The 24836-nt window shown below is 63.8% G+C and carries 30 protein-coding genes and 1 pseudogene; 7 read left to right on the top strand and 24 right to left on the bottom strand.

What is annotated here, in order from left to right:
* Positions 1-74: 74 nt before the first annotated feature.
* The 3 genes from Rhe02_RS27535 to Rhe02_RS27525 are packed head-to-tail and all read right to left on the bottom strand — an operon-like array spanning position 75 to position 3289.
* Positions 75-1289 (bottom strand): phage major capsid protein, encoded by a 1215-nt coding sequence (locus tag Rhe02_RS27535; protein WP_203911283.1) that lies wholly within the window; start codon positions 1287-1289, stop codon positions 75-77.
* A gap of 3 nt (positions 1290-1292) precedes the next feature.
* Positions 1293-2060 carry a head maturation protease, ClpP-related gene (locus Rhe02_RS27530; RefSeq protein ID WP_203911282.1) on the bottom strand — a complete coding sequence of 256 codons (768 nt, stop codon included), beginning with the start codon at positions 2058-2060 and terminating at the stop codon, positions 1293-1295.
* Positions 2057-3289 (bottom strand): phage portal protein, encoded by a 1233-nt coding sequence (locus tag Rhe02_RS27525; RefSeq protein WP_203911281.1) that lies wholly within the window; start codon positions 3287-3289, stop codon positions 2057-2059. Before Rhe02_RS27525 ends, Rhe02_RS27530 begins: the two co-directional genes overlap by 4 nt.
* A gap of 136 nt (positions 3290-3425) precedes the next feature.
* Here Rhe02_RS27525 and Rhe02_RS27520 point away from each other — a divergent pair, with 136 nt between their 5' ends.
* From Rhe02_RS27520 to Rhe02_RS27510, 3 genes are all read left to right on the top strand, one after another.
* Positions 3426-3860: a terminase small subunit gene (locus Rhe02_RS27520; RefSeq protein WP_203911280.1), complete on the top strand. Its 435-nt coding sequence runs from the start codon at positions 3426-3428 to the stop codon at positions 3858-3860.
* Positions 3838-5406, top strand: a complete 1569-nt coding sequence (locus Rhe02_RS27515; RefSeq protein WP_239124078.1) for a terminase large subunit domain-containing protein — start codon at positions 3838-3840, stop codon at positions 5404-5406. The genes Rhe02_RS27520 and Rhe02_RS27515 overlap by 23 nt, the downstream gene beginning before the upstream one ends.
* Positions 5407-5768: 362 nt before the next feature.
* Entirely contained in the window at positions 5769-6164 is a 396-nt protein-coding gene (locus tag Rhe02_RS27510) for a hypothetical protein (RefSeq protein WP_203911279.1), read from the top strand.
* A gap of 60 nt (positions 6165-6224) precedes the next feature.
* Here the strand turns inward: Rhe02_RS27510 and Rhe02_RS27505 are convergent, their stop codons facing one another.
* The 18 genes from Rhe02_RS27505 to Rhe02_RS27420 form a co-directional block, all read right to left on the bottom strand.
* A complete protein-coding gene (locus Rhe02_RS27505) occupies positions 6225-6395 on the bottom strand; it encodes a hypothetical protein (RefSeq protein ID WP_203911278.1) in 171 nt (56 codons plus the stop codon).
* Entirely contained in the window at positions 6392-6628 is a 237-nt protein-coding gene (locus Rhe02_RS27500) for a hypothetical protein (RefSeq protein ID WP_203911277.1), read from the bottom strand. Before Rhe02_RS27500 ends, Rhe02_RS27505 begins: the two co-directional genes overlap by 4 nt.
* Before the next feature lie 806 nt (positions 6629-7434).
* The gene (locus tag Rhe02_RS27495; RefSeq protein ID WP_203911276.1) at positions 7435-10158 is read right to left on the bottom strand and encodes a bifunctional DNA primase/polymerase; all 2724 of its coding nucleotides are present in this window, start codon (positions 10156-10158) and stop codon (positions 7435-7437) included.
* A gap of 84 nt (positions 10159-10242) precedes the next feature.
* Complete coding sequence (locus Rhe02_RS27490; protein ID WP_203911275.1) at positions 10243-10917, bottom strand: hypothetical protein; 675 nt, start codon at positions 10915-10917, stop codon at positions 10243-10245.
* A gap of 33 nt (positions 10918-10950) precedes the next feature.
* Positions 10951-11946 (bottom strand): hypothetical protein, encoded by a 996-nt coding sequence (locus tag Rhe02_RS27485; protein WP_203911274.1) that lies wholly within the window; start codon positions 11944-11946, stop codon positions 10951-10953.
* Positions 11943-12494: a hypothetical protein gene (locus Rhe02_RS27480; protein ID WP_203911273.1), complete on the bottom strand. Its 552-nt coding sequence runs from the start codon at positions 12492-12494 to the stop codon at positions 11943-11945. Before Rhe02_RS27480 ends, Rhe02_RS27485 begins: the two co-directional genes overlap by 4 nt.
* On the bottom strand, positions 12491-13810 hold the full coding sequence (locus Rhe02_RS27475; protein WP_203911272.1) for an ATP-dependent DNA helicase: 1320 nt from the start codon (positions 13808-13810) through the stop codon (positions 12491-12493). The genes Rhe02_RS27480 and Rhe02_RS27475 overlap by 4 nt, the downstream gene beginning before the upstream one ends.
* Positions 13807-14361 (bottom strand): hypothetical protein, encoded by a 555-nt coding sequence (locus Rhe02_RS27470; protein WP_203911271.1) that lies wholly within the window; start codon positions 14359-14361, stop codon positions 13807-13809. Before Rhe02_RS27470 ends, Rhe02_RS27475 begins: the two co-directional genes overlap by 4 nt.
* A complete protein-coding gene (locus Rhe02_RS27465) occupies positions 14358-14525 on the bottom strand; it encodes a hypothetical protein (protein WP_203911270.1) in 168 nt (55 codons plus the stop codon). The genes Rhe02_RS27470 and Rhe02_RS27465 overlap by 4 nt, the downstream gene beginning before the upstream one ends.
* Positions 14526-14861: 336 nt before the next feature.
* Entirely contained in the window at positions 14862-15290 is a 429-nt protein-coding gene (locus Rhe02_RS27460; RefSeq protein WP_203911269.1) for a hypothetical protein, read from the bottom strand.
* Positions 15287-15538 (bottom strand): hypothetical protein, encoded by a 252-nt coding sequence (locus Rhe02_RS27455; RefSeq protein WP_203911268.1) that lies wholly within the window; start codon positions 15536-15538, stop codon positions 15287-15289. The genes Rhe02_RS27460 and Rhe02_RS27455 overlap by 4 nt, the downstream gene beginning before the upstream one ends.
* Positions 15538-15876 (bottom strand): hypothetical protein, encoded by a 339-nt coding sequence (locus Rhe02_RS27450; protein WP_203911267.1) that lies wholly within the window; start codon positions 15874-15876, stop codon positions 15538-15540. The genes Rhe02_RS27455 and Rhe02_RS27450 overlap by 1 nt, the downstream gene beginning before the upstream one ends.
* A 104-nt stretch (positions 15877-15980) precedes the next feature.
* On the bottom strand, positions 15981-16286 hold the full coding sequence (locus Rhe02_RS27445) for a hypothetical protein (protein WP_203911266.1): 306 nt from the start codon (positions 16284-16286) through the stop codon (positions 15981-15983).
* The gene (locus tag Rhe02_RS27440) at positions 16279-16527 is read right to left on the bottom strand and encodes a hypothetical protein (RefSeq protein ID WP_203911265.1); all 249 of its coding nucleotides are present in this window, start codon (positions 16525-16527) and stop codon (positions 16279-16281) included. Before Rhe02_RS27440 ends, Rhe02_RS27445 begins: the two co-directional genes overlap by 8 nt.
* A 235-nt stretch (positions 16528-16762) precedes the next feature.
* The gene (locus tag Rhe02_RS27435) at positions 16763-17143 is read right to left on the bottom strand and encodes a hypothetical protein (protein WP_203911264.1); all 381 of its coding nucleotides are present in this window, start codon (positions 17141-17143) and stop codon (positions 16763-16765) included.
* Positions 17140-17382, bottom strand: coding sequence for a hypothetical protein (locus Rhe02_RS27430; protein ID WP_203911263.1), 243 nt, complete (start codon positions 17380-17382; stop codon positions 17140-17142). Before Rhe02_RS27430 ends, Rhe02_RS27435 begins: the two co-directional genes overlap by 4 nt.
* Before the next feature lie 74 nt (positions 17383-17456).
* Positions 17457-17681: a hypothetical protein gene (locus Rhe02_RS27425; protein ID WP_203911262.1), complete on the bottom strand. Its 225-nt coding sequence runs from the start codon at positions 17679-17681 to the stop codon at positions 17457-17459.
* A gap of 16 nt (positions 17682-17697) precedes the next feature.
* Positions 17698-17964, bottom strand: coding sequence for a helix-turn-helix domain-containing protein (locus Rhe02_RS27420; protein WP_203911261.1), 267 nt, complete (start codon positions 17962-17964; stop codon positions 17698-17700).
* Positions 17965-18217: 253 nt separating this feature from the next.
* Here Rhe02_RS27420 and Rhe02_RS27415 point away from each other — a divergent pair, with 253 nt between their 5' ends.
* Together Rhe02_RS27415 and Rhe02_RS27410 are read left to right on the top strand one after the other, a co-directional pair.
* On the top strand, positions 18218-18757 hold the full coding sequence (locus tag Rhe02_RS27415; protein ID WP_203911260.1) for a hypothetical protein: 540 nt from the start codon (positions 18218-18220) through the stop codon (positions 18755-18757).
* Positions 18744-20015 carry a tyrosine-type recombinase/integrase gene (locus Rhe02_RS27410; RefSeq protein WP_203911259.1) on the top strand — a complete coding sequence of 424 codons (1272 nt, stop codon included), beginning with the start codon at positions 18744-18746 and terminating at the stop codon, positions 20013-20015. The genes Rhe02_RS27415 and Rhe02_RS27410 overlap by 14 nt, the downstream gene beginning before the upstream one ends.
* Positions 20016-20227: 212 nt before the next feature.
* Here Rhe02_RS27410 and Rhe02_RS27405 read toward each other — a convergent pair whose 3' ends face one another.
* The 3 genes and pseudogenes from Rhe02_RS27405 to Rhe02_RS27395 all read right to left on the bottom strand — a co-directional run.
* Positions 20228-20605 (bottom strand): tyrosine-type recombinase/integrase, encoded by a 378-nt coding sequence (locus tag Rhe02_RS27405; protein WP_203911258.1) that lies wholly within the window; start codon positions 20603-20605, stop codon positions 20228-20230.
* An 817-nt stretch (positions 20606-21422) separates the two neighbouring features.
* Positions 21423-21584: a helix-turn-helix domain-containing protein gene (locus tag Rhe02_RS50045; protein ID WP_239124077.1), complete on the bottom strand. Its 162-nt coding sequence runs from the start codon at positions 21582-21584 to the stop codon at positions 21423-21425.
* 82 nt (positions 21585-21666) lie between these two features.
* Positions 21667-22146: pseudogene (locus Rhe02_RS27395) on the bottom strand (replication initiator); the annotation flags it as partial.
* A gap of 50 nt (positions 22147-22196) precedes the next feature.
* Between Rhe02_RS27395 and Rhe02_RS27390 the strand changes: the two are divergent.
* Both Rhe02_RS27390 and Rhe02_RS27385 read left to right on the top strand, forming a co-directional pair.
* On the top strand, positions 22197-22475 hold the full coding sequence (locus Rhe02_RS27390) for an NUDIX hydrolase (RefSeq protein ID WP_203911255.1): 279 nt from the start codon (positions 22197-22199) through the stop codon (positions 22473-22475).
* A gap of 897 nt (positions 22476-23372) precedes the next feature.
* On the top strand, positions 23373-24836 hold a 1464-nt coding region (locus Rhe02_RS27385; protein WP_203911254.1), incomplete at its 3' end, for a tetratricopeptide repeat-containing protein.

The raw sequence follows: 24836 nt of genomic DNA, 5'->3' as shown, positions 1-24836 counted from the left end.
CCGATGGTGCTGCGCGTTCAAGGTGGGTGGGGACCGGCCTCCGCCTGCCGGGACCGGTCCCCAGTTCCGGGGGGTTATGCGGTGTAGCCGGCGCCGACCTTGTAGGCGAAGGTGTCCTGCGGCCGAGCGTCAGCGCGCATCCACGCGGTGTAGCGGTTCTGGCGCTCGTCCGCGTTGCTCCACGGGTTGACGACCACAGCGATGTCACGGACCTTGCGGACCACGTAACCACGCTGGAAGTCACCGAACGCACACCAGTTGGTTCCAGCGCCGTTGGTACCCACGAAGTCGCCCGCGCCGTTGTCGAGCTGGATCGGGTAACCCATGAACGTGCCATCCTGCAGCGCGTCGCTCTGGCCACGCCTCCACAAGGGGTCACCGTGGGAGTCGACCATCTTCCACACCCTGCCCAGACCGAGCTGAGAGAAGAGCCACTTGCCGTTGTCCCAGTACTCATGGTCGACCGAGGTGACGAGATCCACGAAATCCCCGTAGGTCGGTGCCGAGCTGAACTCCTGCCCGGTCACACCGTGGAAGATTCCCTTGGGCTGCTTGACACCCGAGCCGGAAATCAAGTGCGCAGCAAACTTGCGGCCGAGACGCACGCCGAGCAGTCGCGCCAGAAGCGCCTCGATGTCGAAAGCCGCGTCCTGCATGAGCTCCCACGGCAGCTTGATCGCGCCACCGCCGGCGCCGCCCGCCTGGTACGTCCACGCGCCCAGGTCCTGCATGTCGAGACCCAGGTCCGCCCCGGCAGCGTTGGCCGCGTTCTCGTCGACAACCTCGCCCTCGTTGGCCGTGTCGTCGATCACGGGCCAAGGAAGATTGTTGCCTTTCTCGGTCGTGATCTCTTCAGCCACATTGGCAAGCCCGCCAACGGACTTCATGCGCTCGACGATCTTGAGCCGGAATCCCTCCGGGACGAGATAGCCGCCGGCCGGACCCGAGCTGGAGCTCTGCGCGTTGCTCGGGCGCACGGTGCCGATGTCGCTCGGACCACCCACGCGGAGCTCGGTGATGTCCGCGTTGGGGTGTGCCGAACGTAGGTACGCCGTGAACGCGTCTTCGATGGACTCGTGTGCACCCGAGGTCGGCGAGGGTACGCCGGCGGGAACAACGACCGTGTTGTACGCCTTGTGCTTACCGCGGATACCGTCGTCAGCCTTGGCCGATTCGAGCTCCGCCTCAAGCGCTGCGTACCGCGCGACCTCATCATCGGTCAGGCGGCGCCCGTTGGCACTGTCGATGACGGCCTGCATGTCGGCCCAGATCTCATCGATCGTTCTCACTTCTCACCTCTTCGGGAATAGCCGAGCGCCTGCCCGGACGAGTTGTGACCGGGCATCCTCGACGCCGGCTGTTTCCTTTTCGGGGCTACCCTCTTCGGGCGCTTCCTCTTCTTCGGGCTCGGTCGCAGCCGTGGTCCCGTCGTCTATCCGGTCGGCAAGGCCGGCCTTAACCGCTTGCGCGCTGGAGTACCAGGTACCAAAGGAACCGTTGGCCTGCATCGCCTCGCGCCACTTGGCAGCCTTTCCGCCGGCCTTGTCCGCGTAGATCTGTGCCACGTCGGCCGAGATCTCGTCGAGCAGGTCAGCGAACAGGCGCGTCTCCGCAGGATCGCCGTAGGAGAGGCCCGCGGCATCGTGGATCATCATTCGCGAAGGCTTGCCGATCAGCACCTCTTCGGCCGACATCGCGATGAAGCTTGCGGCTGACGCGGCGATTCCATCGACGTGCGCGGTGACTTTGGCCGGATGCGCCTTGAGCGCGGCAAACATGGCGTAGGCGTCCCACACGTCCCCACCGGGCGAGTTGATGTGCAGATCGATGTTGCTCGCGCTGATCGCGTCAAGGTCCTGCGCGAAGTCCAGCGCATTGAGGCCGAACCAAGGATGGATGAGATCGTATATATAGACCTTCGCCCGGTCTCCGTCCGCATTGGACACCCGCCACCAAGGCTGTGCCGATGCCTCCGCCCGGATTCCCAGCTCGGTCCGTGCACGCGCAGCGAACGCCTGAGCCTGAGCGCACCGCGCGCCGAGCCGCCGCAAGTCGATCATGAAAGCGCTCCTGTCTCTGCGATACCGCCGGCTAGCGCCATCGCGTGATTGGCCGGCTCGACTGGCGCCTGTGCCTGCAGCGGGATCCGCAGCGCGTCGACTGGTGACGGCTCGGCCGGCTCGGGTGCAGCGCCACCAACGAAAGTGTGTGTCGGGTCCATCGGCCCCATGTTGCGGATGCGCCGATATTCCTCTTTGGACAGAACGCCTTCCTTGACCTGCATAAGCAACAGGCTGATCTCTTCCTGCGGCGAGCCTCGCTCCAGCCCAGCGAAATCGAATTCGGTGAAGCGCTCACCCTTGATGATGGCTGTATAGGCTTCCTGCATCGGGATGGTGTAGGCGGTCAAGGTGAACCGAGCCAATCCGCGGTTCTGAATCTCGACACCCGTGCCCCACGTCGACACGCTGCCTGGGTCCATCAGCAGGTTCGCCGGCACGCCGAGCCACCGCGCCACTTCCTGAATGCCGAACTGGCGTGACTCCAGGAATTGCGCGTCACTGGCCTTCATCGTCCACGGCGTGAATTTCAGGCGCCGGTTAACCGCGCGGATCTTCCCTGCGTTCTCGACTCCGCCAAGCTGCGCATTCAGCTCATCCGCATCGGCCTTGGCGTCTTCGGGATCGACGTCTTCGTCAGGCGACACCATGCCGGCGATCATCATGCCGTTGCGCCACATCTTGCCCGCGGCTTTCTCGGCCGAGAGCGCGCCGCCCAGAGACATCCGCGCCAGCGTCAGCACCGACATACCGCGTAGCCCGTCAAGCGACGGACCCATGATTTGTGTCATCCCCGTGGCGTCGAGCTCGACCTTCTTGCCGTCTTCACCGCGGAAGCTGTAGAGCTTGCCCCCGACCGCTTTGTTCGACCACTCGACCTTGACACACCCGGGATGGATCGGCCGCAGCGCGACCAGTGCGCCGGCCTGGTTGTAGATGTGCTGCAGGAACGCGTCGCCCCACAGAATCAAGTGAAGGACTTGGATCTGTTTCCAGTTGAAAGGCTGCAGCCCGACCAAAGCGCCGGGATTGTCGAACAACGAACTAACCCGAGTGCGGGAGCCTTCCACGTCGCGAAGCGTGCGCAAGGGCAGGCCGGCGATAGAGCTGCTGATCACCATGCAGCCGCGGTAGAAAGCGCTCAGGGTCATGGCCGTCGACTCGGTCAGCGGTGCGGCTGAATCGCCCTGGCCTCCGGTGACCCACTCGATGAATTGCGGGTCAGTCACGGGAACGACCTCATTGCGAACCAGCCATCGGCTAGCCCGCGAAAAGAACGCTCTCACGCGACTGCGTGCACTCACACGCGCAATCTAACATAATCAAACAAACTTCAACATTTTCCAACAAACGTGAGGTGATGGCGTGGCGGCCCAAACAAGGCGAAGCGGGTTGTCCCTGGCGGTCCGCAAGGCGCTGGACGACGAGACGGCAGGCACGCCGGCGGCAGAGCTCGCCTTGGTCTACGCCGCGCGCATCGATGAGGCGACCCACGTACGGCTCCCGCTGGATCGGGCAATGCAGAACCTACGTAGGGCCTGTGTCGCACACCCCGAAATGGACAAGATGCTCGGTGCGCTCGACAAGGTCAACGCGGCGCTCTCGGCGGTGAGCGTCGCCGGCGAGCTCGGTCCGAAACTGCTCGCCTCCCTCGATGCGCTGCTGCTCACACCCAAGGCTCGATCCGCGCTCAAAGACAAACTGCCAGGTGGCGACGCCCAGCCAGCCAACCCGCTAGGCGCCCTACGTCAAGAGCAGGACGAGCTCAAGGCCCGCCGTGAACGCAACCGCGCTAGCTGAGCCCGGCGCGGAGATCCGGGGAAGCGTCCTACCTCGGATCTACACACCCCCGCTCATCACCGGCCCGCCCGGGGGTTGTCCGTGCGGCTGCGCGCTCACGCGAGAGACTTCCTACGGCTATCTGCTGATCGAATTCGCGGAAATCATCGGGTGGCCTTTCGACCCGTGGCAACAGTTCTTGTCCATACACGCCGGCGAGCTGTTACCTGACGGGCGCCCGCGGTTCCGTCAGCTGCTCGTGATCGTGGCCCGCCAGAACGGTAAGACCGTGTGGACGCGGGTACTCATCCTGTTCTGGATGTTCGTCCAGAAAGCTCCGCTCACCATCGCCACGCACACCGACCGCGGCGAAGCAAAGCTGAGCTGGCTGGCGACCATCAAGATGGCCAACGCCATCAAATGGTTACGCGAAGAGCTGCCGGCCGTGCATCAAAAGCTGCAGATCGGTGAGGAAGACTTCTGGAACGTCCACGACGCCCACTACCGATTTAAGGCACCGAACGGGCGTGCCGGGCGTGGCCCCACCGTGCATAGAGGCTTGCTGGACGAACTGCGCGAGCACACCAACCGCGACACGTTGAGCGCCGTGGAAGGCGCGATGAACGCGGTCAAGGACGCACAACTCGTCATGATCTCCAACCAAGGTGACCGCAAGGCTGTGGTGCTCAAGTCAATACGCGAATCGGCGCTCAACTACATTCACACCGGGCAGGGCGATCGCCGCGTTGGGCTGATCGAGTACTCCGCCCCCGAAGGCGCACGGCCAACCGACCTCGCAGCCCTCGCGATGGCCAACCCCGACTTGGGTAACCGCATCGACCCTGAGGCTTTGCTCGGCATGGCGATGACTGCAGAGAACGCCGGCGGTGAAGACCTCGACCACTTCAAGATCGAATACATGTGCCAGGCGGTCGAGCTCCTCAAAGCTGCCATCGACATAGACATGTGGAAGGACCGGGGACCGCAGGAAGGTCGCGAGCTCGTCGACCTGGCGGCGCACCGCGACAAGCTCGCCCTCTGCTTCGACGTGTCGATCGACGGTAAGCACGTCACGCTCGCCGGCGCCGCGCTCATCGACGGACTCGTCAAGGTCGAGATCATCCAAGCGTGGGACTCGACCAAAGACGCACGCCGCGACCTTCCCTCAGTCGTAGCCAAGCTGCGCCCCCGCGTGCTGGCCTGGCTGCCGGGCGGACCCGCCGCAGCCCTTGCAGCGGAGCTCGTCCGGCCAAAGGTCAAGCCGGTCAACGCGCAGGGTAAGCCGGTGCGCTGGCCGCCTCCGCGGGTCAAGCTGAGCGAGATCACCAGCGAGGCCACCGCGGTGTGTATGGGTTTCTCTGAGCAGGTTGAGTCCGATGAGCTGCGCCACGACGGTCACGCGCTCGGGCTCGCCCACGTGGGCAACGCGGTGCAGCTGTCGCGCGGTGACGCGTGGGTGTTCGCGCGCAAGGGAGCGGGTCACGTCGATGCGCTCTACAGTATGGCCGGCGCCGTGCACGAGGCTCGGATCCTGCCCCCACCGCCGCCGCCGTTGCACGTGACCTGAAACCGTTGTAGCACAACGGATCCCCAAATTGAAGACAATAGAACTTTCCGGATAATTTGGGATTATATAAGGGATTACAATAATTCGATAATGTTCCATCTTTTTTGATCGATACATCGGCGCACACAAAAAAAGACGGCAGCGGGTTTTCCGGGGGCCCCAATCGGTTGAACTTTTCTGATCGAGCCGCCGAATTCTGTTGCGCTGCAACGCTTTCTCAATGCTGGAATCCGTTGCAGCGCAAGGGTTTTCGTGGCGCAATCCTCCGGTCGTACGAAACCGTGGGGGCTGGTTGTCCAATCGCCTTGGTGTGCGAACGTGGGTCTATGACATTCACACCTAGGTCAACTATCGTCCCACTGTTGAGCGTGGCGCTGTTGATCGGCACGGCTGCATGCCAGTCGGAAACCCCTGCGGCCAACGCGGCAGATACGTCGACAGCCAACCCTGCATCACCCAGCCCTACCCCATCGCCGAGCGTCGCCCGCCTTCACGTCGCTGACCTGATGGCGAAGGCTGGTTGCAAGGGCACGATCATCGGTACTCAGCTGTATTCATTCGAGACTGGACGTTGCACGCTATCGGGTGTTGAGGTAACCATTGCCGCGTTCGATACCGCCACGCTGCGCGATGACTGGGTTAAAGCGGCTAAGCAGTTCGGGGGTAGCTACGTGACCGGGCAGGGTTGGGCTGCACGGGTCGAACAGGCTGACACTGCTGAGACGCTGGCGAGGTTGTTGGGTGGCAAGGTCGCCTAAGGCAAGACAGCGACAGAGGGCCTAGCTCAAATCCAGTGGGTGAGCTAGGCCCTCTGCTTATTACTCTTCAGAATCCTCGACCTTGACAACGACCACGAGGTGCTCCGCGATCTCAGTCGTGTAGGCCTCACCATCCTTGAGGAAACCGTCTCTACGCGCTTGGCTGACCGCGCTCTCGGTGGCCTCGGTGTGGTCGGTGTCGCCCGGAAAGCCGTAGGTGTGTTTGCTCATGCTGCCATTCTCCCTGATGCGGTTTGATTGCCGTTGGTGTAGTCGACCTTGAACACATCGGTTGTCGTCGCAAAGTCGCCCGATTCGTCAAGGTAGGTCTTGCCGTCGCGTAGAGCCTTCCGCGTCACGGTGATTGTGTGGGGTTCCCAGACAACACTCATGACCTCCTCGTGCTTTTCAATACCCATGGCCCGAAGCGCTTCCTGGACCTGAGCGAATTTGACGCTACTCATGCGTATTCCCCTATCTCTCGCTACTCGTCCCACTTGGGATCGAGCGTGGCTGGCGGGTCTATTGCAGGGGTGATCGCGTCTGTTACCCGTTTGGATGCGCCGCGATTGCATTCCGCGTGTTCAGGCCCGCGGTATTTTGTGCGGTCGTGGTCGTCGTGCCCTAGGTCCCAAGGCTCGCCTGGTTTGATCGGTAGCTTGCAGCGCGCACAGGACACCCGCCCGGCCTCGACGTGGGGACGCCACTGCTCACGTAGCTCTACGTGGTTCACGCCGTAGCCGCGCTGTGTGGTGGTGCCGCGTGGCGCTCTGTGGGTGCCCATCGGCTACCTCACGTCGATTCCATGAATGGCAATTCCAATTGCGTGCCGGCGGGCTGGCGTATTGGGCATGCGTGTTGGGCGTGGATTGTTCCGGGGATTTGGCGTGGTCTTCGGATTATTGGTGCGGTGCGGTGAATTAGTTCTTTGCGGATGATGGTCAACGTGTAGGTGCTCAGGTTGCGCAGGAGGGCGTCGAGCTCGTTGGCTTGGCCGGCGAGGGGGGCAGCGTCAACGGTGACGGAGAGGCCGTCTACGAGGGCGTGGAGGGTGGGTGTTCGGCAGGTGGGGCATTGGCGTTGGGTGGCGCGGGTGGAGATGAGGTGTTGTCTCATGGTGTGGTCCGGTGAGGATCTTGTGGGTTTGCGGCTTTGGAGGGTTTATTTCGGACGGTCTGGCCCCACTCCCCTAGATCACCTATGATGATCTTGCTGAATTCTCGCGTGTTGGGTGTTTTTAAACCCTCTAAAGCCGCAAACCCACACTTGATCATGCTTGCCACACCTCCAACCGCCATTCCTTGACACCACGAACGTCACCAGCGACCCGCACGCACCTACCGTCCGCCCAACGGCCCATCCGGTTGGCCAGCCAACGCCCGAGCGACTTGGCCACCGCGCCAACCGTGCCGGTCCGGGTGATCCGATCAACCAATGCCGCGGGCAGCGCGTCGAGAGGGATGCACGGATTAACCATGTCGTCGAGCAGCGACGTGCGTTTGCCTGGCCCATTCACGTGGTCGAGCAGTTTGGCCACCGTCCAATGCGATTCGCCGAACACGGCGTGTATTGCGGTGAGGAATTCGGACCATTCCTGATCGTCTTCGCCTGCTGTTTGCTGGGCCGATTCTTCGTGGTCGAATACGCCCGGTATTCCGGCGACGGCCAGGATGGCGCGCACTACGGATATCCATCGGCCGTAGGAGTCGGCCCGCGCCGGCTCGGTGGGCCGGCCCTCGACGATCCACGCCTGCACGAGGGTGAGCAGGGCCCGGATGAGCGGGCCGCGGTGGCGGGCGGTCCAGTAGGTGAGGTCGGGAATGGTGAAGTCGTGTCGCAAATGGGGGTCGGGGATGCCCGGATCGATGGTGACCCAGACCGTACGCCGCAGGAGGTCACCACCGAGCGCGACGTTGTTCCCGGTGATGGTCCATAGCCGGTCGTTGACCGCGGTCACCATCGTGTTGCCGCCCAGACGGCGATCGTCCCAGCGTGAGGTGGTGAGCAGGCCGGAAAGGGTGCTCGAGCGCAGCACGCCGCTGACGTTGTCGAGCTGGACCACCGGCCCGGTGGTGACGTCCAGGATGGAGGTGATCTGTTTGCGCCATTCGGGTTCGTCTTCGGGGACCTCGGCTCGGAACACACCGCCGTGGAGGATTCGTAGGAGGCTGGCGAGCAGGCTTTTGCCGGATCCGGGTTGGTGGGCGGTGATTGCGGCCAGCTTGTACGGGGGTGGTGTGAGCAGCCGCAGTAGCGGGGTGAGCATGAGCCCGATCATGTTGGCTTCGTCGTGTTTGCCGGACCAGCGGAAGTCAGCGAGAGGTTGACGGACCAGCGCGACGGCGTCAGCGAGGGGCATCGGGCCGGGGATGGCCAGATCGTTGTCGGGTAGGTACAACAGGCGGGTGTTTTCGTCATAGCCCGGGACATCGAGTAGCGTGCCGTCTTCGCGGATGAGAGGCACGTGGGTGACGCCGTGCAGCGGCCGGAGGTGTCGCATCTCGTCGGGCGCACCAAGGGCGAGCGCCGCGGCGTCGGTCGGGAATGTGGCGGGTTTCCACCGCTTGACCGTGGGATCGAACTTGACGCATTCGTAGCGGTATTGGATGCGTGAGCGCAGCGTCGAGGTGGTGACGGTGCGGATTTGGCTTGGCCCGTCGTCGCCGCTGGAGGGTGCGATGTAGCCCTCTTCGCCTTGCCGTGGGGTGTAGACGACGTCGCCGCGGCGGGCGAGCATGCCGGCGAGTTGCCCGCGACCGAGGTGGTCTTGCAGCCAGTCGGCCATTTCCGCCGCGGAGAGGATCTCCAGCTTCGGCCGGCCAGCCGACAGGTCCTTTCCGGTAGGCGCCGTCAACAGTTCAGGTTTTGACCGGATTGGCGGGCGTGGGGTGTGCCAGTCGGGGCGACCCAAAATCGCCGTGATGTCCTCGGCTGCGGCTTTGGCGTGGTCGATTGGGTCGCCATAGCCGCGGCCGGCGAGCTCGCGCACAGCCGCCGCGATGTCGCCGCGGTGGTTGAGTACCGCGTGGGCGCCGAGCTTGTCATGCCATGAGTCGGCATCGAACTCTGTGGACGACGTGAACACGTGGAGGGTGTCGCTTCCGGTGGCGTTGGTGGAGGCGGAGATGCCATCGGTTTTGCCTGGGCGGGTCCAGTAGGTGATGCCGTCGTCGCGGCGGTAGTGCTGGCGCCAGCCGTGCGGCTCCAGGATTTCTTCCCATGTTGCCCGCGCGTTGTAGTCGTCCCCCGGCCGCACCGCGCCGCCCGCCATAGTTGGCGCTGCCGGGCTCGCCAGGGTCGGTGTGGCCACCGCGGTAGGCATTCGGTCCAAGGTGCGCAGCAGCCCATGTAGGGCGTCGCGTTGAGCAATGGTGATGGTGGGCACCACGCCCGGCTGGCCAAGGATGATCTGCCAGGGCTGGCCGGTCTTGTGAGTGGACCCGTGCGAGGGCGCGACGACTACGAAGCCACCTTCGCCGCGGGTTTCGACGAGCACGCGGGGGAAGACCTTGTCCGGTTTACGTTGCAGAACTTCGCGTTCTTGGTCGGTGAGCTCGTCTTGGCGTGCGGGTCGTGAGGCGAGCTTGGTCGAGCCGGGTACTGGGCCGTCAGCGAGCCGGTAGAGGATGTGTACCCCGCCGGAGGGTGTTTGCTCGAGGTAGGCGCCTGGGCCGGCCGTGATTGCCGCCCATGCGGCGGCAGCGTCGGGTTGGGAGGCGGCGAGTTGGGTGATGGTGGGCCAGTAGCCTTCGGCGACTGCTCGCCCTTCGAGCTCGAGCATCTCCAGTTGGCCGGAGATGGCGCCGCAGAGCAGCCCAAAACCGGTCGTCACGCGCGCCACGCGTTCGCGTGGGTAGCGGGCTGCTTGGTATTCGGTCCAGGTGACGGTGGGTGCTTTGGAGCCGTCGTCGCGGGCGGGTAGCACGTTGAAGCCGTTGTTGTCCCAGCCGAGCGCGGCGCTGCATGTTTCGTGTATCTGCTTGACCTCGCCCATGATTTCCCCGTATCTATGGATGGTGTGCTCCCCCCGCAAGCCGTGTTGCGGGGGGATTTGGTTTGCCCTGTAACGGTTTCGGGTTTAGAACGGGAGTCCCATGGCGGCGAGTATGGCCGCCCGCTGTTCGTTGGGCAGGGCTGCCCAAACGTTGGGGTCGATGTTGGAGCCGGCTGGCGGGCCGGCGACTGCGGGTGTTGATGCCTTGAGCAGGTCGATGGTGGACGGCGGTGCAGCGGCGACAGGGGGCGCGGTGACGGCCGGTGCAGCGGCGGTGAGCGTGGGCTGGACCGTGGTTGCGGGCGGGGCGCTGAGGAGGTCAGCGCCTACCTGCGGTGGCTGGTAGGCAGCGGCGTACTGTCGTGCGTTGCCCTTACCGTGGCCGGTGCCGCCCGTCCATTGGACGGCGATGATGCCGCCTATAGCGAGGCCTTTCGCACCAGCGGTCTTGACGGCGTCGCGGACGGCAGGCTGCAGGCGCGGGGTGATGTGCAGCGCGCGCTTGCCGTCGTCGTCTTCGTCATCGGGGTCGCGCTGGTCGGTTTGGATGGTGACGACGATCTGCATCATCGGATCACCGGACTTCCAGAACGCCTTTTCGTCGGTGGGTTTCCCGTCGTCGTCGAACTTCACGCACTGGGTGACTTTGGGGTCGTCGGTGATGGTGCCGCGGACCACGTCGCCGAGCGTGTTGAACTTGGCGGATTTGGTGCCGCCGCCACCGTTCATGAGCAGATCGTTTGCTGCGTCTTGCGTCATTTTGTTGTCCCCCTTGGGATTGTTGTGGTTGGGCTAGGCGATGAGGCCAGCTACCTGTTTGTCGATCTTGGCTTGGCTGTCTCCGGGGCATCCGGTCGCGTCCGCGGGTCCACCCGCCCGCCGGAACGGGCACCAATCGCACGATTTGCCGGGCGTGGCAGGCACGGCAGCCCACAGTGCCGGCGTCGCCGCGAGCGGCAGTTTGCCGAGCATGTCTAGGGATGCGTAGTAGCGGGCGACGGCCTTATGGGCTATCTCGGGGTCGTACCGTTCGGTCCATTCGGCGGAGTCGTTGTAGTCGTGGGAACGGGCCAGAAACACGAGGCGAACCCATCGCACCTCACGCCCGGCACGCTCGTGGCCGAGGCCGTACAGGTGGGCTTGCACGCGGTAGTCGGGCTTGACCAGTAGCTCGTTGGGTATGGTTTTGCGTTTCACCTCCCGCAATGCTGTAGTGCCAACGAATTTCCAGTCCACGACCATTGCCCAGTCGGTATCGAAGGCGTCGCCGTGGCCGGAAATACCTGGCGTGTCGTGTAGGCCGGGGTCGATTTCGAGGCGTTGCTCGATGATCCAGCGTTCGCGGCCAAGCTGCGTGTTGTGGTGCTCGAGCGCCTCTTCCATCAGGCCGTGTATTGCGGTGCCTTGCATGGGCGCCCACGGTGGGCGGTTGGCCGGCAGCTGACGGGGCACGCCGGCGAGCTTCATCGCTATCTGCCGGCCGCACGGGGTGCCGAGCTCGGACGGGCCGAGCGTGGTTTGCATCGACCGGGGGCGCGAGGCATCCAACGAGGTGAGCACCTCGCGCATGGTTTCCACGGTCGAATCAGGCTTGGTGCTGGCGTCGGTGGCAACGATGCCGCCGACCGGAGTTTGTGCGACCGCTACGGACGCCGTGGTGGGTTTGGGGACGATGCCGCGGCCGCCCTGGTTGGGACGGATGTGTTCGACGGGGAGCCAGCCGCATGCTTGGGGGCCGCTGCAGAACGGGTCATCGCACGGCTGCTGTGTCTTGGCCGGCGCCGTCATCGGGACACCCCCACGATGTAGGCGGCTAGGTCAGCCTCGATCGCGGCGGCAGCGTAAAGCGTGGAGATACCAGCACACTCGACCCCAATGGATTCGCTTGACGGGTCGCAGATTCCGTCAACCTCGGCTCGGGTATAGACGCCCGCAAGGTGCGCATGACCGGTGTAGCCAGCTCGATTCGGCCTCCACCAGAGCTTGTGCCGGTGCGACCAGATCAGCCACGTGCGCGCCTCATCGTCGACCGGTGTGACGGCTTTCCTTGCTGCCTCGCTCATGCCGGCTGCGGCTGCTTTGGTCAGTTGCCAGAACTCGTCTGCGCACCCTTCATCGATGTCGTCGATGTCGATTTCCATGAAGAGATCGTTCGTGCACCAGGTGCCCGGCATGTGGAGCAGGCCGTCGTTGTGGCGGTCGAACGGCAGCGCGGTGCAGCGCCGGATGCTGATCTGCGCGTCGCGCCCCTGCAGCGCCTCGGCGACGTCCTCCTCGCCGGTGATAACGAAACCGTTGCGCTCGCACACGAACGCCTGCCAGGTAGATTCGGTCATGGCTGGACCCTCAGTCGGTCGATGATGCGGATCTGCTTAGCGGCCCGTGTCGCCGCGGTATAAAGCCAGCGTTGCCCTGCGCGGTGGCCGGCCTCTCGTGCGCCAGGATCGCCGCGGCGGGATGCTTCCTTGCCCTCGATGGAGGCGAACACGCTGGACTCGTCGACCACGAGGACCGAGTCCCATTGGGAGCCTTGGGCTTTGTGGACGGTGACTGCCTGTCCGTAGGTGGCTGCGACGACGTTGCCGCGGCCGTCGCGTTTCGCGGCTTGCTCGCCTTTCAAGCCGGCGAAGCCGGAGCGCCAGCAGGTGAGCTGGCGGGGTGCCCCGTCGTCGTCGAGCACGTCGAGACAGATCCGGTTGTCGTGGTCGGGCACGTCGTGCGCGTTGATGACGCTGAATTGCTGGCCATTGAAGACTTCCGCGCTCCCGGAGTTGGCGAGCACCATGATCCGGTCACCGGCGATGGGCATCGGATGGTGCAAGCCTTTCAAGGCTCGCAGCAGGTGGATGGTTTGCCACCTGGTGTTGTTGGTGCCCACTAGCACCTGATCCACGCTGAGCAGGTCGGCAACGGTCAGGCGGTCGATGCGGCCCGAGTCGCCGTCGAGACCGGTGACGCCATAGTCATGGTCGCGTATGGTCGCGGCCCGGATGGTCGTGGCAATCCGTGTCACCGGCGAATCCAGGGCGGAGCGGAGGACCTCGGTGAGGAGGTGGTTGGGTTGCGCGTCGATGAAGTAGCCGGCGCCGTCGACCGGTGGCAACTGCGCGGGGTCGCCGAGCACGAGGGTTTTGACGCCCCACGAGAGCAGGTCGAGGGCGGTGCGCTCGCCCACCATCGACACCTCATCAATGATGAGCAGGTCGGAACCGTATAGGTCGGATTCCTCTTGCTCTTTCAGGTGCCAGTCGGGCGATTCGAGCTTGCGCTTCTCGATTTCGATTTTACGTTGCAGCACTTGAATGTCTCGCGGGTCCGCGAGCGGGTCGACCAGCAGCGTATCGAGCTGTTTGACGAGCTGATCGAGCTTGGCCCGAGCCTTCATGGCGGGCAGGTAGATCAGGCTGTGAATGGTGGACGCACCCTCAGCACCCTTGCTACGCAGCACATATGCTGCCTTGCCTGTGTATGCGGCGTAGACCGGCAAGCGCACGCCGAGTTGGGAGATCAAGATATTGGCGGTGGTGCTCTTGCCAGTGCCCGCGTATCCGAACAGGCGGAACACCTGCGAATCCGGATCGGTGTACCAGTCCTGGATTTTCTGGCCGGCCTCAGCCTGGCTGGCGGTCAGCTCGATGGTTGCCGTTGTCACGTCGGGTCTCCGATATTGATAGGCCAGTGGACGCCGTCCAGGGCATCGCGGTGGATTTGGGGCATGGTGGTGATCGGCTGCCCGAGATGATCGGCGCCCATTGCCGCGAGAATCACGGCGTCACAACGGTTGTCGTTGCCGGCGGTGTCGTAGTCGGGAAAGCGGCGGGCGACAGCGTCGGCTATCGCCGTCTTGGGGCCGACGCCCTTTCCGAGTGCGTATTTGATTCGCTTGGACACGTTGACTTCGGCGACAGGGATCCGGCGCCCGACGAGCTGGGTGATCACGGCCATGTAGAGGTAGTGCCGCTCGACCGCCCCGCCTCCGGACTGTGCGTAGGCGGGAGCTTCGATCGCCACCAGCACGGGCTCTTGAAGCTCGGTCCACAGCACGATGTCGGCGCACAGCCCGGAGAGCACCTTGGCGCGCTGGTCGATCGGTAGCTTCGTGATGCCCTTGGCGCCGATGAGGTGCGTGCGCGGGTGGGCGCTGCAGGCAAGGCCCGTGCCGGTTATCGAAATGTCCAGGCCAACAACAACGCAACGCTTCAACGCTGCACCTCCTCAACGATGGTCATGAGAAATTCGGAATCGGTGTCGGGGTGGCCATAGATGAAGTGGCGGAGCATGGCGCTCAGCGACGCATCGGGGTCGAGCTCGCACAACTGTTGCTCTGTCGCGCATTCCGGCATCGGGCAAAGTAGGTAGATACTCATGCCTGGCGCTCCCGCTCCTCGTGGCGCTTGCACGGACCTTGTGGCTCTGGACGGTCGCAGCGCCACCGTTGGCGACACGGGCAGAGCATCGACGGCGTGCCGTTAACCGGCGCGGCTGGCAGCCAGAGGTGCGACTCAACAGGATCTGTCATCGCGCACCCCCACGACCCGCTTCAGTCCGACTACGTACGAGCGGCGAAACCTGATGCGGGAGCATCTGCGGAGGGGCGTAAACCCGTGTCAGGTAGTCCGCTTGCCAGTCCGTGAGCGACGCGTCGAGGTGCCGCTCAAGCCAATCGACGACAGACGTAGCGCTCAGTTCTTCATGGTGTTGGGTCATGGCATTCGCCCCCAGTACTTCACGCCACCACGGCGGATCCACTCCGCCTCGATTGCCCTGCAGTCGCAGAGAAAACCGCCCCAAGCTTGGATGTAGGAGCATCGTCGATCGGTGTGGATGACACCCTCCTTCGCCAAGCGCCACCCTGTGGGGTAGTCGAGCATGTCCGTGCGCACTGGCCGGCCAACGCCTTTGGGCCAGCTGAACTGGTCGATGTGCGCGCCGAGCTGTTCGATGTGCTCGCTCGTCGCCGGCCGCCTCCGCCCGCCGGCGACGAGCCCGGCCTGACGTGCGCGGGCTATGAGCTTGCTGATCGAGCTCGGTTGGTAGCCCATGCGCACCGCGATTTCGGCATCGGGGAGGTTGCGTGCCTTGAGAATGCGGTAGTCTGCCGCGAACTCGGGTAGCTTGCGGTAGGTCTTCATCGGTGCCTCCAGAACCGGATGCGCTGCGACATCCGGGCTCGGCGCCACCGGTAGCCGACCTTGTGCCCGCCACCGAAACCGGCGTGATCGCCGAAGTAGTCGCAGATATCGCAGGCCCATCCGATGCGCCAGAGTTTTCGGCATTCATCGCACCGGTAGAGGTCGTCGACGCTGGTGTCCGAGGTCATGGCCCAGTTCGGGCAGGTGTGCGGCGGTGGCGGTGCGGTCGCTTTTCTGATCCAGGGCATCAGCGGTCCACCTCATCCGGCGCGAGGGCGACCCAACCGCGGCGAGGTTTCTTGCCGCACGTCACGCAGTAGTGCTTGCGCACTTTGGCGGTCAGTCGCCGGTAGCCGCACGGCTTGTGTTCGGCGTAATGCTGCGTAGCCTCGATGTGCGCCAGCGACGCTAGTGCCCGCTTGGCCGTCCAGCCGTGCCCGCGATGGGGCAGCCCGTCGAGCTCGGCGTGGTATCCGTCCCAATAGCTGCGCTGGCGCCAGTGCGCCGTGAAGTTCTGCCAGACCTCGTGGAGATTCCGCTCGAATCGCGCACGCTGGTACTTCCAGATCCGTGTAAGTCGATGCATGTCTTTGAGTAGGCCGACGCGGTATACGTCGGGTTGGTTGGTAGCCAAAGGACTCACCTTTCCCCGTGAAGCTTAATTAACCTAGTTGCTACGGTCAATCCTGGCTAGTCCCTAGCGGGCTGGATCGGCACGAGGTCATCGCTCAGAAAGCGGCTGTAGTGGGTCGCGAGATGCTTGACGTCTTCGCGGCGCTGCAGCGCGTGCCAGGCGTCGCGCGCTTTGTCGAGCAGGCCCTCCGGGATCTCGTGCAACCAAGCGTCGATGTGTACGCCGTTGCGCGAGGCCGAGACGATGGAGTTGACACGCTTGGCGGAGAACTCACTGGTGAACCACCGCACTACCTGGCCGTCCGTGATGGTGGCGGTCACGGTGACGATCAGCGGCTCGGGATTTTTGGCAGGCTCAGTCATCGCTTTGTCCAATCTGGAGTTGGACTTCGTTCTCGCGGTCCGCCTTGGCCCGCTTGAGCTCGGCGGTCAGGCGCTCGATCTTTTCGTCAAGGGTTTCGGGGAGCTCGACCAGGCCGGCAGGGAATCCGTAGTTCACGATTGACCCGTCGCCGTTGAGCTCCATCACGATTCCGTCGTTCTCGACCACCGAGCAGGGCGCATCCGTTTCGAGGTAGGCAGTCTCGTCGTGCATCTCGATCACGATGGATCCACCGCCTCGACCACGATTGGATGCTGCACAAGCTCCTCAGGGACGGTGACAGTTGCCTCCGGCTGTAGCGGAGCAAACGCCCGATCCGGAATGCGTAGCCTGACCTTCACTACGACACAGCCCGACTCGACAATCTCCGGCGGACGCTGTGTCGCCTTCACCACGCGAAGCTGATGGAAGCTATGTGGGCGAACCTGAAGATAGGCAACGCCCTCGCGCCAATGGGTCATGCCACACGCCCCGTGAAGAATTCGGCGTGCAGGCGATCCTCTGCTTCAAGCTGCTTTCGCTTGTCCGCTGCGCTCATCGGCCGCCGGCCGTACCGGGCGTAGGGAACCGGGTTGGTTCCCGGCATCGGCCTTGGGGCGAGCTCATGCCATCGGCCCTTGGCGCGGTGTTGCCCTGGTCGGCTGTTCTGCGCCTTCGCTACTCGCCGGCCGTACCACACGAGCAGCAGCAAGCCGGCGATGGCGACGGGGACAGGCAGGAAGGCGAACGCGTTATCCTGGTTGGTTTTCAGGGCGAGCAGGCCCGACGCGCCTAGGAATGCGGTGCTCAGCGCGATGGCGAGCAGGACCGCGGGCAGCTTTGGGTTGTTGAGGTTCATCGGTTTACCCCCGTCATTGCCAAGGTGCGCGGTGTGCGGTGGCGCGCCGTGCTGCGTGAGTCCGCAAGCGATCCGAGCGCGTATACGGCTAGTGCGAAGTCCGCGGCGAGTGCGTCGACCGCCTTGCCCACTACCCAGATCACGGCGTAGCCGATGGCTCGGGCAATGCTGATCGCGATGACGCCTGCTGGCAGTGCTAGCGCCGCAGGGCCGACCGTGGCTAAAGTTGATGTGGTCATCAAGGCTCCTCCGCCTTTCGGTGACTTGGGCCCTAGGTGTCGTAAGCACCGATGGGCCTCATTTCTTTGGTGGGTTACTTGGCCAGCCCGCGGCTCGGCGCAGTGAGCTGGCGGTCACTGAAGTACTTATCGATGGACTTCAGTGAGACCCTGTAGTTGGGCTTGCTGCCCTCCATTGCGACGTTGGACACGACGAGCTGGCCCGCCCAGATCCGGCGGTACACCCGCATGACGCCTCCGCCGAAGTACTCCGCGGCATCGACAACGCTCAGCCAGCGATCGGCCGCGGACACCTTCACGCTAGACATCGGAGCGCTAGACATCGGAAGGCTCCGGGAACAGGGTGCTCACGGTGGTGTCGAGCACCCGAGCGAATGCCTGAGCCGTCGACAGCAGCGCGCGGGTTTCTCCGTCGCGAACCCGGAAGGCGGTCGACTTGCTGACGCCGGCGAGCTCGGCCAGTCGAGCCATGCTCGGAATGCCACGGACCCTCATCAGCTCCCCGAAGATCACTCGGTTGAGAAGCGGCTGCTGTGGGTCGGTCACCCCCTCAGAGGCGACCCAAGTTTGGGTCGATTTCATGTCGCAAACGTTAGAACGACCCAAAGCGGGCACGCAAGCATCGTCGACCCAAAACTGAGCCGCTGTAATCCGACTTAACTACCGTGATATTGACAGCTTGGGCTAGAATCGACCCATGATTGGTACGGCATTACGCCGCTCATCGCCACAAAGAGTAGGTATGAGCATGGATGCGGCCCAAGGTTGGCCCGACCCCGTTTTGGGTCGATCCGGTCAGCGAAACCCCAAGGCGGACAGTCGATATCGTGTGCATATGTCGCTGGCTGACCCCGCCCCTGAGCAAGACACCTGGTGGATGAACTACCTCAAGGGCATCCAGCGCCGGCCCGGATGGAGCGTCGCACGGCTCGCGAGGGAGTCAAACGGCCAACTCAGCCTGAATACGATCAAGCGGATGACCTACGGGACCAAGCGTCGGGTTGACGTGTCGACCGTGCGTCTCATCGCGACGATCGTTGGCGACGATCCAGAGGATGTAGTGCGTCAGGCCGTAGCGTCGCTGATCGTCGAACCCGAGCCCGCCCCTTCGCAATCTGTGGATCCCCGCCTTCACGGACTCGATCCCAACAGCACGATCGTCCGTCACATCATGCTGTTGCCAGTCGATGAGGAAACCCGCGGTTTCATGCTCGATCGTCAGCGGGAGAAGCAGGCTGAGCGCCTCCGCCAGGAACAAGCTGAGCTAGCGGAGCTCGACTACTTCGCCCGGAAGTTGGGGCAAGACGTGGCGGTGGAGGCGTACTTCGAAGCGCGGGAACAAGCCCGGCGGGAGCAGGCCAATGGCGTGGATTAGGCAGCTCGACAGCGGCAAGTGGGCAGCGACCGTCTACACGGGCTTAGGGCCAACCGATCGCATCACTGAGAGCCACATCAGCAAGCCCTGGGTCGTCAAGTGGGCCGGCAAGATGGAGGCCAAGAAAGGTGAGGGTAAATTCTTCGATCCGCGGCTCGGAAAGGTCACGGTAGGCGAACTCTGGGAGCTTTACGCCGCTGACCGCCGGCTGGAGAAGGCGAGCCACAAGCGCGACGCAAGCCACTGGCGGACCTGGGTCGCCCCGCACTGGGCCAAACTTAGCGTCGGACCTGCCAAGAAACCCCACGTCACCGCCTGGGTCAACGACATCGAGGCCAAGGGCGCGAAAGGTTGGACGCAGACCGCCGCTCTCAACGTGCTGCGGAGCATGTTCGAGATCGCTCGCGACTTGGGCGCCGTCGAGCACAACCCCTGTCTTGCAGTGAAGACCGCCCCGCCGGCGCCGCATGAGGATCGTGTGCTCGATGAGTGGGAGGACGACATCCTGCTAGGCAACCTCGAGGAGCGCTTCCCTCAGGTCAATGAGGCGGCACTCTTCGTGGAGGCGCTGCTTTACACGGGGTGCCGATGGGAGGAGCTCGCCGCTGTCCGCCGAAGCGTCGTGCGCACCAAGGATCAAGGCTTTTGGGTGCACAGGGTGCGTGAGAAGACTGGCGAAGACCGCGAATATGCCAAGAGCGCGTCAGGAATTCGATTTGTCACGATCGACGATGATTTATGGCCGCGCTTCGAAAAGGTCTACCTTGAGGCGGATCTCGACACTACCGATGGGGATCTGTTCCGCGCACCCGGGAATGGCAAACGGGTAGGTACCGGAAAGCTGCTCTATGACAACTGGCTCAAGCGGTACTGGAATCGAGGGCTGCGCCGAGCGTCACCGTGGTCACCGGAAGAGATCGAAGCATGGAAGGCGGACCGGGTAGCAGCCGGCGAGCGGCCCTGGAAAGCGAACTACTACGACGAAGTGACCATCCTGGACGATCCGCAACCAACCCCCCACGACATGAGGCACACGTTTGGTACGCGGTGCGCGGAGGCGGGTATGCCACGTCACGAGATTGCCGCGACGATGGGTCACTCCCCCAAGAGCAACGCGGTTGATCGGTACCTCCACGCTCGCAACCAACGCCTGGCCAGAGCACGTGAGGCTATGGCCGGCGTCCGTCGCAAGCGCTCACCCGGTCGCCCAGGGAACGCCTGTTGTGACCAATGTGGACAGTTGTTGCCTGTGAGTTAGGATCTTGAGAAACCACGATAGATCGCGTTACATCGTGATACATGTTTTGGCTGCTAGACTGTGGTTCGATCAAGCGCCGAGCGCGCCTAGTGGATCTCTTCGTTTCCTTCACACGGAAGAGGTCACTGGTTCGATCCCAGTATCGCCCACTTTCAATAAGCACAGGTCAGGCCTCCTTTTCAGGGAGGCCTGATTCGTTTTCGGACCCTTCTTCATCGGCCCCAGTCAGCGAGTGCGTTGCGGACCCTGCTGTCCCGTCCGTCAGATCCGTGGGTGTAGCGGTTGAGAGTCGTGGACGCCTGCTCGTGCCCCATCACCTTTTGGACGTCGTTGATCGGTACGCCGCTGGAGACCAGCCAGGTTGCGTATGAATGGCGTAGGTCGTGGAACCGCAGCCCCCCGCTGGCGCACTTGGCGACCATCGTGACCGCGCTCGCCCGGGTCGTCGTGTCGGCGCTCTGTTCGAAGCCGTTGCAGTCGGTCCAGCCGGCACGGAATTTGCCCGGCCCGACCTCCTCCACCGCACCGAGCAGCCCGGCGCGCACGAGAGCGGGTCGCCAGATCCGGGAGCGGAACAGGGTGCGGCGCATCGGCCCCCGGCCTCGTTGGTGAAGACCTCCCCCGCCGGGCCCGGCTCACACATCTCACGGTGATGGCGCAGCCGGGCGACCACGAGCTCCGGGAGCGGGACGGCGCGACGGCCAGCCTTCGACTTGGGGAACGGCTTTGCCGAAACAGTTCCCGCCACCTCCACGCGCAGCACATGCACCTCACGCTTGACCAGATCGACCGCGTCCCAGCCCAGGCCCACGCACTCACCCCAGCGCAGCCCAGTCCCAGCGGCCAGCGCCACGAGCGCCCAGTGTCGGGCAGGCAGAGCCGGAAGAAGCTGACTCACCACCACCGTGGGAGTGACCGTCTGCCCCTCATGATTCTTGGTGCGGCGCTTGGGGAGCCGGACCCCATCGCACGGGTTGACACCGATGATCCGATCCCGCATAGCCGACCGCATGATGGCCGCCATGAGCTGGTGACATTTGGCGACCGTGGCCGGGGCAAGCCGCTTGCCCAGTGCGGTGACCCACTGCTGCACGGCGAGGTGATCTATCTTGCCGAAAGGCACCGGAGCCCAGGCGGCCAGGACGTGGGTGCGCATCAGGGAGGCGTCCCGAGCTGCTGTGGTCGCTTCGCTGTTGCGTGCTTCCAGCCACCGTTGGGCGTAGACGCCAAAGCGCATCCGGCCGGCATGCGGGTCCACATACGAGCCGGTGTTTAGGCTCGCCTCAGTAGTGGCGAGAAAGGCCTGCGCTTCCTTGCGGGTCTTGAAAGTCTTCGCCTTCTGCCGGTCAGCGACATCGCGCCAGTTGGCCCGGAACTTGCGAGAGGGAGCTTTCGAGATGTGGCCCATTAGCTGCTCGCCTCCTCTTGGAATCCGACTAGCCAGGCGTGGAAGCGTTTCTTAGGGATGACCCAGCGGCCGCCGAGCTTGAGCGCCGGAATCGTGCCGTCACGGACCAGTTCGTATGCACCGCCCAGGGTGAGGCCGAGCATGACGGCGACCTCGGCCACCGTGTAGATCTCTCGTGTGGTCTGGGCCGGTATTGCGATGGCACCGCATGGGCGCTGGTGCGGGGTGGTAATGCTATTGCGGTCACTTGCTTTCTCCTTTACCGGGTGGGTTGTTGATCTGGGTTGCCGGAACATGTCCCGGTGGTCCTAAGGCCCGGCGCAGCACTGCTTTGTGCCGTGTGCGGAGTTCGATGGCGGCCATGACCCGCACGAGGACTGGTGGCACGTCGGGGTCGTCTTTGCGGGCGATCTGGTAGAGGTAGCGGCCGGTGTCGACTTCGGGAAGGTCGGAGCATGCCTCGGCCAGGGCGGCGCGGATCCAGTCCTTCTGGTCGGCGCGGTGGTCGGCGAGGGTCTTGCCTGACCATTGGCGTGAGACGAGGACGCGGCGGCCGGTGAAGCCGAGGGTGTGGCTCTGGTGCACTTTGCCTGAGCAGCGGCCGGGGACCAGGCCCTTGCGCACCTTTTCCGGCTGCACCCCGTAGAGCAGCCAGTTCGCGCACACCGTCGAGCAGGGCAGCACGGCCAGTTCTTCGCAGAGCCGTTGGTGGTGTTTGGTTTGCGCTTCACCGGTGGGGTTGACCGAAACGGTTTGTCCGCGAGGTACTCAGGATGCCGGCTGGGCAGGAGATCGAGTGGTACTTCGCCGACCCCACACCGAGTGCCATGGTCGTGCCCGTGACCGAAGACGGCAATGTCGTTCTGGTCAAGCAGTACCGGCACAATCTGAAGAAAGACACCTTGGAGCTTCCGGCCGGCATCGTGTCTGCCGACGAACCCACAGTAGATGCCGCTCTGCGAGAGCTGGTCGAAGAAACCGGCTACATCCTTGCCGAAGGCGGATCCCTGTACCCCCTAGGCAGCTACTACGCACTGCCCTCCGAGACATAACAAGTATGTCAATCTCTATCTCGCAACGCCGGTTCGCTCAGCAGGAAAGGCCCAAGGTGACACGGAAATTGAAAAGTACTTCGACATGAGCACCGTCCACATGCCGTTTGATTAAGCACTCTCGGAGATAGGTATTACGATCGACGGACTCGAGACCGCCGGTGCACTTTTGCTTGCCCAAAAGAAGCTGGCAAGTCTGACGCCACAATAAGTGGCTCGTTGGTGCCCCGTTGAGCGCGCGACGGTCGCCCAGCTCCGTCCCGGTGAAGTCCTGGGCTCCGCAGCGGAGTGTGCATGGCATGCTATTGGTGTGAGCAGGGACCCAGGCGACCAAACTCCGAGTCCCCGCCCACTGAGGCCCCGTTCGTTCAGGACGGGGCTTCCCCAATGCTCTAGCGCCTACGCTCTCGATACCTCAGTACCGCCACCACCGCACTGACGGTGGCTGCTGTCGCTCCAATCGCGACAACGACGTTCATCAAGGCCATCTCTCACCTCCTGCTCTCCAGCAAGCCTAGAAGCGCATAACGCCATTTAGACCTGTCAACTTGTCGCGGTCTACCTAGTAGAGTGTTCGGTTAATCGCACGCCGAGACCACGCAAAGCATTTTGATCCAATATGGATAGCTCACCTGCAGATTTGAACATCACTTCCAAGATCACGGACCAACATTGGGCAAAACATCGAATGATCAGCCAGCCGCAGCCAGCACCTTGTCAAGCATCAACCGTGGTACGACACAGTTGTCGTGGGGTTGTCTAGTCCCAGCTGATGGTTTCCGTTTCCGTCCCACTTGACGCTTTCCGCCTAGGTCTGATCACTGACTGGTAGACCTGGTTGGTGGTGTCCCGGTGCGACACTGCAACCGTTACCAGCATTGCGAACGGGAGATCATTGTGACGGGTCGGCGTGGCTGGGCCCCGGTTATCGGGTTAGCCGGGATCGGTGGTCTGCTGACGGCGCTGGCCACATTGTTCACCGATCTACCATGGCTGACACTGCCGCTGGGGGTAGTAGGTACAGTGCTGGCCGCTGTTGGCGGCGCGCTCAGCATCACCGCCGCCAAGGTTGCAGTGCCGGCCGCTGGGCCGGGTGCGGCAGGTGGAAACGCCGCGGCGGTGTTCGGGGCGATCCCGAAAGAGGCAGCCTGGTTTCAGCCACGCCCCTCCGAACAGGAGCAACTAGCCAAAGCGTTGGGCGGCCGGGCGCGTGCTGCGCTGGTGGCATTGCCCGGCGCTCGCGGTGCGGGCAAGTCACAGCTCGCCGCCGCCCACGCACGCCAATGCGTCCACCAAGGCTATGACCTGGTCGCGTGGATCAACGCCGAGAACGGGCCGATCACCGACCTGGCCCAATTCGGCGCCCAATGGGGATTCGACCCTTCCCTGTTGTCTGCGGATCAGATTGCGGCGCAAGTGATCCGGGCAATCAGCGTCAACGACCGCAAGCGGCGGCTGCTCGTGTTCGACAACGTCGACGACCCAGACAGTGTCACCGCCTTCCTGCCCGCCACCGGCACCGCAAAAGTGATCGTGACCAGCAACCGGCAAGAATTCACCACCATGCCCGGGATCACCCCGGTGGCGGTGGGCATGTTCACCCAGGCTCAAGGCGTCGCCTTCCTTGCCCAAGCCACCGGTGACCGCGACACGGATGCCGCGCGTGAGGTCGGGGTGCAGCTGGGCTGGCTCCCGCTGGGCCTGTCGCAAGCCGCGGCCTACATGCGGTTGAACCGGCTGTCCTACCGCCTGTACCTGGACAGACTCGCCACCATCGCGCTCGATGAAGTGCTCCTGCAGCAAGCTGGCGCCGACCACCCCGGTGTCCTGAAAGCCACCGCACTGTCCATCGACAGCATCCACCGCGACGATCCCACCGGGCACTCCCAGCGGCTGCTGGCCGTCCTGGCCGTGCTCGCACCCGAAGGCACCAGCCGCTACCTGCTCACCAAACCCCACACGCTGACCGCACTCGACCTTGACAGCACGACAATGAGCCAAGCATTGCGGGTACTGGCCAACGCCTCCCTCATCACGCTCGCCGAACGCGAGCCATCCGACCACCCCACCAGCCATCACGACGACCCGGTCGTTATCGCGGTGCACCGGCTCACCGCCACCGTCATCCGCCACGGCGCCCAACCACTTCTGAGCCAAACGATCGCGACCGCCACGGCCATGCTCGACACCCTCACCGGCGATCTACCGCTGTCCGACGTCGCGCACCGCCGCCACGAACTCGACGAACTCGTCAACCACCTACAAGCCCTGCGCCAGCACAGCCCACAACCCACCGAAACACTGCTGACCGTCCGCAACTGGGCTGGACAAGCCCTCAATGCTGTGGGCCGAGTGGACGAC

It is taken from the genome of Rhizocola hellebori (genome assembly GCF_016862955.1).
Lineage (GTDB): Bacteria > Actinomycetota > Actinomycetes > Mycobacteriales > Micromonosporaceae > Rhizocola > Rhizocola hellebori.
This window is presented reverse-complemented; position numbering and strand designations above follow the sequence as displayed.

What these genes read in the sequence shown, in the direction of transcription:
- Rhe02_RS27450 (WP_203911267.1), bottom strand. Translation starts at nt 15,876, where the DNA reads ATGCATCGACTTACACGGATCTGGAAGTACCAGCGTGCGCGATTCGAG.
- Rhe02_RS27500 (WP_203911277.1), bottom strand. Translation starts at nt 6,628, where the DNA reads ATGAGTAGCGTCAAATTCGCTCAGGTCCAGGAAGCGCTTCGGGCCATG.
- Rhe02_RS27465 (WP_203911270.1), bottom strand. Translation starts at nt 14,525, where the DNA reads ATGAGTATCTACCTACTTTGCCCGATGCCGGAATGCGCGACAGAGCAA.
- Rhe02_RS27430 (WP_203911263.1), bottom strand. Translation starts at nt 17,382, where the DNA reads ATGACCACATCAACTTTAGCCACGGTCGGCCCTGCGGCGCTAGCACTG.
- Rhe02_RS27485 (WP_203911274.1), bottom strand. Translation starts at nt 11,946, where the DNA reads ATGACGGCGCCGGCCAAGACACAGCAGCCGTGCGATGACCCGTTCTGC.
- Rhe02_RS27490 (WP_203911275.1), bottom strand. Translation starts at nt 10,917, where the DNA reads ATGACGCAAGACGCAGCAAACGATCTGCTCATGAACGGTGGCGGCGGC.
- Rhe02_RS27420 (WP_203911261.1), bottom strand. Translation starts at nt 17,964, where the DNA reads ATGAAATCGACCCAAACTTGGGTCGCCTCTGAGGGGGTGACCGACCCA.
- Rhe02_RS27530 (WP_203911282.1), bottom strand. Translation starts at nt 2,060, where the DNA reads ATGATCGACTTGCGGCGGCTCGGCGCGCGGTGCGCTCAGGCTCAGGCG.
- Rhe02_RS27455 (WP_203911268.1), bottom strand. Translation starts at nt 15,538, where the DNA reads ATGCCCTGGATCAGAAAAGCGACCGCACCGCCACCGCCGCACACCTGC.
- Rhe02_RS27390 (WP_203911255.1), top strand. Translation starts at nt 22,197, where the DNA reads ATGCCGGCTGGGCAGGAGATCGAGTGGTACTTCGCCGACCCCACACCG.
- Rhe02_RS27410 (WP_203911259.1), top strand. Translation starts at nt 18,744, where the DNA reads ATGGCGTGGATTAGGCAGCTCGACAGCGGCAAGTGGGCAGCGACCGTC.
- Rhe02_RS27460 (WP_203911269.1), bottom strand. Translation starts at nt 15,290, where the DNA reads ATGAAGACCTACCGCAAGCTACCCGAGTTCGCGGCAGACTACCGCATT.
- Rhe02_RS27445 (WP_203911266.1), bottom strand. Translation starts at nt 16,286, where the DNA reads ATGACTGAGCCTGCCAAAAATCCCGAGCCGCTGATCGTCACCGTGACC.
- Rhe02_RS27415 (WP_203911260.1), top strand. Translation starts at nt 18,218, where the DNA reads ATGTCGCTGGCTGACCCCGCCCCTGAGCAAGACACCTGGTGGATGAAC.
- Rhe02_RS27405 (WP_203911258.1), bottom strand. Translation starts at nt 20,605, where the DNA reads ATGCGCCGCACCCTGTTCCGCTCCCGGATCTGGCGACCCGCTCTCGTG.
- Rhe02_RS27480 (WP_203911273.1), bottom strand. Translation starts at nt 12,494, where the DNA reads ATGACCGAATCTACCTGGCAGGCGTTCGTGTGCGAGCGCAACGGTTTC.
- Rhe02_RS27495 (WP_203911276.1), bottom strand. Translation starts at nt 10,158, where the DNA reads ATGGGCGAGGTCAAGCAGATACACGAAACATGCAGCGCCGCGCTCGGC.
- Rhe02_RS27435 (WP_203911264.1), bottom strand. Translation starts at nt 17,143, where the DNA reads ATGAACCTCAACAACCCAAAGCTGCCCGCGGTCCTGCTCGCCATCGCG.
- Rhe02_RS27505 (WP_203911278.1), bottom strand. Translation starts at nt 6,395, where the DNA reads ATGAGCAAACACACCTACGGCTTTCCGGGCGACACCGACCACACCGAG.